Origin of the sequence: Paraburkholderia sp. (assembly GCF_035656215.1) — a bacterium.
Taxonomy (GTDB): domain Bacteria; phylum Pseudomonadota; class Gammaproteobacteria; order Burkholderiales; family Burkholderiaceae; genus Paraburkholderia.
Genome location: NZ_DASRSY010000226.1, coordinates 1 through 5,451, shown reverse-complemented (window position 1 = coordinate 5,451; position 5,451 = coordinate 1). Strand labels below are relative to the sequence as shown.

Sequence of the window (5,451 nt, the reverse complement as noted above, 5' to 3'; positions counted from 1 at the left end):
GCCGACCGGCATGCCGCTCCTGTGGAACACCGCCGACATGCGCGCCGACCAGCCACGCGCGCAGTTGCGCAGCGAGCGGCTCGGCGGCCTGATCGACATGCTGGAGGCCAACGGCCGCAAAAGCGGGATTCTTACGCAGATGCCGCTGCCCGAGCCGGAGCTGAGCGCGAGCCTGTGCTTCAACTCGGAGATCGGCAATCCGCGCTGGATGACGGAATCGATTGTGGCCGAAACGCTGATGTTCGCGCATACGATCCACGAATTCATCTGGACGCACGCGAAAAGCGTGATCGGGATCGCGCCCGCGCAGCAGCAGCGCGTCATGCTGAGCGAATTGCAGCATGCGGTGCTGAAGGCAGTGGTGCAGGGACAGCGCGACAAGGAAATCGCTTACTTCCTCGGGCTGTCGCCGCATAACGTCGATTACCACCTGCGGCGCCTGCGGCAGTTGTTCAACGTGCGCAATCGCGTGCAACTGATCAATGTGGCGCAGGGGTACGTGACGTAAGCAAGGTATGAAAGAGCCTGCGGCCGGCGCGCATGTCGAGCCGGTCGCAGCCTTGAACTTTAACGCCGCGTCATGCGCGGCATCGAACTTCAAACGCTGCGCATGGTGCGCAGGCAGTCCGCCGCGAGTTGCTGGTAAATCCGGGTTCCTGACGATTTCGCCACGATCTCGTCTTCGCTCAGGGCGCGCACCACGCGCCCTGGCACCCCGGCCACCAGCACGCCCGGGGGCACCCGCCAGTCCTTCTTGACGAACGCGCAAGCGGCCACGATGCTCGCCGCGCCGAGCACGACGCCGTCCATCACGACGGCATGCATGCCGACCATCGTGTTCGGCTCCAATGTCGCGCCGTGAATGATCGCGCTATGCCCGATATGGCTGTCGACGCCAAGCCAGCAGGTATTCGCCACGCCGGTGTGCAACACACAACTGTCCTGCACGTTGCTGCCACGCTCCACCACCACCGCGCCGAAATCCCCACGCAGACTCGCATGCGGCCCGATGTAACAACAGGCGTCCACCGTCACGTCGCCGATCAGCACAGCGCTCGGATGAACGTAAGCCGACGGATCGACGCGCGGCCGCTTGCCGTTGAACTCGTAGAACGCCATCGCGTCGCCGTCCCGGTTCAGTTCGCGTCTGCGAGCATGTGATAGTCGTCCGCACCCCAGTACGCACGCATGCGCAGAATCTTGCCGGCGGCATCGAAATCCATCACGTCGGTTACGTCGATATGCGCGGGGCGGCCGTCTTGCCCGGTGATGTGCACGCGAAAGCTGATCGACGCGCTATTGCCGTGCGAGCCGCGCGGCGGCGCTATCAACTCAAGCCGGGCGCCCACCGACGTTGCATACGTATAGAAGGTTTCAATCTCGCTTTTGCCTTCTTTCAGCGGCGTGCCGACCGGATCTTCGACGCTCGCGTTATCGGCAAACAGCGCGATGACGCGTGAAGCGTCGGCCGCATTGAACGCCTCGATATACTCGACGAGGCGGGTCTTCATGTTTTCGCTGGTGTTCATCCGTCCTCCTAGCGCGCGGTATAACCGCCGTCGATCACCAACTCCGTGCCGGTCACATAACGCCCGGCCGGCGACACCAGATACAGAATGCCTGCCGCGATATCCTGCGGATCGCCGATCTTCGCGAGCGGCACGAGCGTTTTCATATGCGCGAAAATCTGCTCCGGGTCACCGAGCTTTTCGAACGCCTCTTCCAGCAGCGGTGTGCGGATAAAGCCGGGATGCACGGAATTCGCACGGATATTCTGCGTGGCGTACAGCATTGCGTCGGTCTTCGCCATCAGCCGCACCGCGCCCTTCGAGGCGTGATACGCCGGCACGTCCGGCCCACCGACCAGCCCATACATCGACGACAGATTCACGATCGAGCCACCGCCCGCCGTCAGCATGTGCGGGATCGCATACTTGGTGCAGAGGAATACGCCCGTCACGTTGACGTCGATGACTTTCTGCCATTGCTGCAGCGTCATTTCGTGCGTGGGCAGATTCGCGCCTTCGATACCGGCGTTGTTCACCAGCGCGTCGAGCCGTCCAAAGCGCGTGGCAATTTCGCCGAACACGCGCTGCACGTTGTCTTCCTGCGTGACGTCCATCTTCCAGAACGCCGCACGGCCGCCCGACTCATTGATTTCGGCGACCAGTTGCTCGCCCAGTTCCGTCAGTACGTCGAGCACCGCGATCGCGGAACCAGCCGCTGCCAGGGTGCGTGCGGTCTGCGCCCCGATGCCGCGCGCGCCGCCCGTGATGGCGGTCACTTTGCCGCTCATGTCGAACAGTTGATGGGGAAATGTCATACCGTCTCCGTAATGTTGTAGTCGGGGTTCTGCGCCGCGTAGCCTTGGGCTAGTCACGCCCGTCGCGCCGCATCCGAAGCATGCCTCAAGCGGCGCGCCGCTCCGCGAGAAATTCCAGACATTCGCGATTGAAATACCGCCGATGCTCGACCATCACCCAGTGGCCACAGCGATTCATCAGTACAAAGCGTGCGTCGGCGCAGTGCTCAAGAAAACGCATGGCACCGCTGGCCGGATTGAAGCGGTCATCCGTACCCCAGAAGCCCAGCACCGGGCATCTGAGTTCGCCCAGCCGTTCCGTCAGGTTGGGCACGCGCATTGTCGACAGCACTTCCGGCGGCTGCTGTTCGCACACGGCCAGACGCTCTTCGACCAGCGCGTCGGTGACGAGGCTGCGATCGAACACCAGCAGTTCGAGCAATTGCCGCATCGTCAGGCGGTTCATCTGGCGGTTCGTGAACAGCGACACCATCTTCTGGATGCCCTCCATCTTGAAGTAGGTCTCGCGTTCCTCGACACCGCCCGGCGCCATCATGATCAGGCTGTCGACGTCGTCGGGATAGTCGAGCGCGTATTGCAACGCGATCGCACCGCCGAGCGAATTGCCGAGCAAAGTCGCCCGGCCGATATCGTTTGCGGTGAGCTGCGCGCGCAATGCGCTCACGAAGAAATCGAGCGTGTAATTCACGTCCGCGGGCTTCGACGACGTGCCGTAACCCGGCAGATCGACCACGATCGCCCGGTGACCCGCCGCGGCGAACTGCGGATAGTTATGCTTGAAGTTGCTGAAGCCGCTCGCGCCAGGGCCGCTGCCGTGAATGAACACAACAGGCGCGCCGCTGCCGGCTTCGAAGTGATGCAGTGTCAGGCCGCCGGGAACCTCAGTGAAAATCCCCTTGGGCGCCTGCGGGGTTGGCGGCACGCTGCGCGACTTACCGTGCGCATCGGCTTGTTGGGATTCGGTGGGCGTTGCGTTCATGCGCGCTTGTCTCCTATGTCGACCAGAGTTAGCGCTTTAGCGCTTACTCTGGTCCCATGCAATTTGATTGCGGTCGACCAGAGTTAGCGCTTTAGCGCTTACTCCGGTCCCATGCAAGTTGGTTGCTGTCTCGCGCCGCGCTCTTTGGCGCGGCAGATTGTGTGAGGGTCGCCAGCGAAAACATCATCCCTTCGAATCCGAAGCGAAACATCGTCTTTTCAGACTACGAGGCGAAACCGCATTTCTCCTACCATCGGCCCCACACGAACAGAGAGAGACAGCGGCAATGACAGGGTTCGATTTCAGCGGCAAGGTGGTGCTGGTAACGGGCGGCACCAAAGGGATCGGCGCGGCCATCGCGCAAGCGTTTAACGATGCGGGCGCAACGGTGTACGTGTGCGGACGCACGCCGCCTGCGAGCGTGGCTGCAGGTTCCGAGGCGGGTTTGCATGATAGCTTCCGCGCGGGTGCGTCTACGGGTTCGCGCGAGGGCTTGCATAAAGATCGTCCTGAGAAAGCCCCGCGCTTCATTGCCGCGGACGTGCGCGACATCGACGCGATCGACGCCCTGCTCGCGCAGATCGAACGTGAAACCGGCCAGCTCGATGTGCTCGTCAGCAACGCGGGCGGTGCGCCGTTCGCGCTCGCCGCGCAGGCCTCACCGCGTTTCACCGAAGCGGTCATTCGCCTGAACCTGTTGGCGCCGCTGCAAATCGCGCAACGTGCGAACGCGCTGATGCAAAAGCAACCGGAGGGTGGCGTCTTGCTGTTCATCGGCAGCGTGAGCGGTTTGCGAGCGTCGCCGGGAACAGCGGCTTACGGCGCAGCGAAAGCCGGCCTGCTGAACGCGGTGCGCTCGCTCGCGGTGGAGTGGGCGCCCAAAGTTCGCGTGTGCGCGGTAAGCCCGAGTCTCGTCGAAACCGAAGCGGCCACTAGCGGCCACACGGGCGCATCTCTGGCCGACGGAGCGTCCACACTCGATAACATCACCGCGACAATTCCCGCAGGCCGTCTCGCCAAACCCGGCGATATCGCGTCCGCGTGCCTGTTCCTCGCCTCGCCGCACGCCGCCTATGCATCGGGCAGCAACCTGATTCTTGAAGGCGGTGGTGAAGTGCCTGCCTTTCTCGCGGCCACCGACCTGCACAAGGCGTTCGCCGCGCAGCCCTAGACATATTTGTGCGCACACACCTTGCATGCCTGGGGCAAGCGACTAGTCCGTTTTGACGATTCTCGCGCCGCACGTGCCCCCTAACCTCTGATCACAACAAATTTCAGACGTGACCACAGAGGAGACAGGATGCAGATCAACGGAACACAAGAGCGCGCACCGGCGCTGCGCGCGGTGTGCGCGGCATGCAGACTCGCCGTGCTGGCAGCGGCGTCGGCCGCGACGATGACGACGTTCGCCACATCGGCTTACGCGGGCGACACCGTCAATCTCGGCGCGGACACCACGCTCGACTACACCTTCACGCTCGGCTATGGCCTGGGGATGCGCACACGCGCGCCGAGCGGCAATCTGCTGACGCCGGAGAACATCAACGGCGATGACGGCGACCGCAACTTCGCAAAGAACAAGCTGATCGAGAATCAGGTGAGCCTGCTCGGTGAAGTGAATCTCAAGCACGATGACTGGGGTGTCTTCGTGCGAGCCGACACGTTCTACGACCAGGCGTATCAGCACTCGAACTACAACAACGCACCCGGCACGGTGAATCACAGCGGCGTCTACAACAACTTCACCGAACAGGCAAATTACTGGGCCGGCGGGCGCACCCAACTGCTCGCGGCTTACGTCTACAACACGTTCAAGCTGGGTGGCACAAGTCTGAACGTGAAGGTCGGCGATCAGGTACTGGCCTGGGGCGAGAGCGTGTTCTTCCCGAACATTGCCGGTGCGCAGGGTCCCGCGGACGCCACCAAATCGTTCGTAGCGGGCGCCGAGGTGAAAGACGTCCTGTTGCCGGTTCCGCAAATTTCGACGCAGTGGCAGATCGCGCCGAACTTCAGCCTGCTCGGCTACTACCAGTTTTCCTTCCAGCCGAATCAGCTGAGCGCGCCGGGCAGCTATATGAGCTACTCGGACGTGGTCGGCCCCGGCGCCGAATACATCATCGGACCGGGCGGCATGCGGATTCCACGCGGT

7 protein-coding genes are annotated in these 5,451 nt (G+C 62.8%); 3 read left to right on the top strand and 4 right to left on the bottom strand.

Annotated features, from left to right (window positions below; translation table 11 throughout):
* Positions 1–508, top strand: a 508-nt coding sequence (locus tag VFE81_RS12950) for a helix-turn-helix transcriptional regulator (RefSeq protein WP_325044975.1), incomplete at its 5' end; no start/stop codon positions are given.
* An 89-nt stretch (positions 509–597) separates the two neighbouring features.
* Here the strand turns inward: VFE81_RS12950 and VFE81_RS12945 are convergent.
* The 4 genes from VFE81_RS12945 to VFE81_RS12930 all read right to left on the bottom strand — a co-directional run bounded on the left by VFE81_RS12945 (position 598) and on the right by VFE81_RS12930 (position 3,302).
* Entirely contained in the window at positions 598–1,119 is a 522-nt protein-coding gene (locus tag VFE81_RS12945; protein WP_325044974.1) for a phenylacetic acid degradation protein PaaY, read from the bottom strand.
* Positions 1,120–1,136: 17 nt separating this feature from the next.
* Positions 1,137–1,529: a nuclear transport factor 2 family protein gene (locus VFE81_RS12940; protein WP_325044973.1), complete on the bottom strand. Its 393-nt coding sequence runs from the start codon at positions 1,527–1,529 to the stop codon at positions 1,137–1,139.
* Positions 1,530–1,537: 8 nt separating this feature from the next.
* Positions 1,538–2,323, bottom strand: a complete 786-nt coding sequence (locus VFE81_RS12935; protein WP_325044972.1) for a glucose 1-dehydrogenase — start codon at positions 2,321–2,323, stop codon at positions 1,538–1,540.
* An 85-nt stretch (positions 2,324–2,408) separates the two neighbouring features.
* Positions 2,409–3,302, bottom strand: coding sequence for an alpha/beta fold hydrolase (locus tag VFE81_RS12930; protein WP_325044971.1), 894 nt, complete (start codon positions 3,300–3,302; stop codon positions 2,409–2,411).
* 286 nt (positions 3,303–3,588) lie between these two features.
* On the opposite strand from VFE81_RS12930, the gene VFE81_RS12925 reads away from it, so the two are divergent.
* Together VFE81_RS12925 and VFE81_RS12920 are read left to right on the top strand one after the other, a co-directional pair.
* The gene (locus VFE81_RS12925; RefSeq protein ID WP_325044970.1) at positions 3,589–4,473 is read left to right on the top strand and encodes an SDR family oxidoreductase; all 885 of its coding nucleotides are present in this window, start codon (positions 3,589–3,591) and stop codon (positions 4,471–4,473) included.
* A 129-nt stretch (positions 4,474–4,602) separates the two neighbouring features.
* Positions 4,603–5,451: DUF1302 domain-containing protein (locus tag VFE81_RS12920; protein WP_325044969.1), on the top strand; the 849-nt coding region annotated here is incomplete at its 3' end.

Excerpts from the sequence above, each read along its gene's own strand:
- VFE81_RS12945 (WP_325044974.1), bottom strand. The coding sequence starts at position 1,119 with ATGGCGTTCTACGAGTTCAACGGCAAGCGGCCGCGCGTCGATCCGTCG.
- VFE81_RS12940 (WP_325044973.1), bottom strand. The coding sequence starts at position 1,529 with ATGAACACCAGCGAAAACATGAAGACCCGCCTCGTCGAGTATATCGAG.
- VFE81_RS12935 (WP_325044972.1), bottom strand. The coding sequence starts at position 2,323 with ATGACATTTCCCCATCAACTGTTCGACATGAGCGGCAAAGTGACCGCC.
- VFE81_RS12930 (WP_325044971.1), bottom strand. The coding sequence starts at position 3,302 with ATGAACGCAACGCCCACCGAATCCCAACAAGCCGATGCGCACGGTAAG.
- VFE81_RS12925 (WP_325044970.1), top strand. The coding sequence starts at position 3,589 with ATGACAGGGTTCGATTTCAGCGGCAAGGTGGTGCTGGTAACGGGCGGC.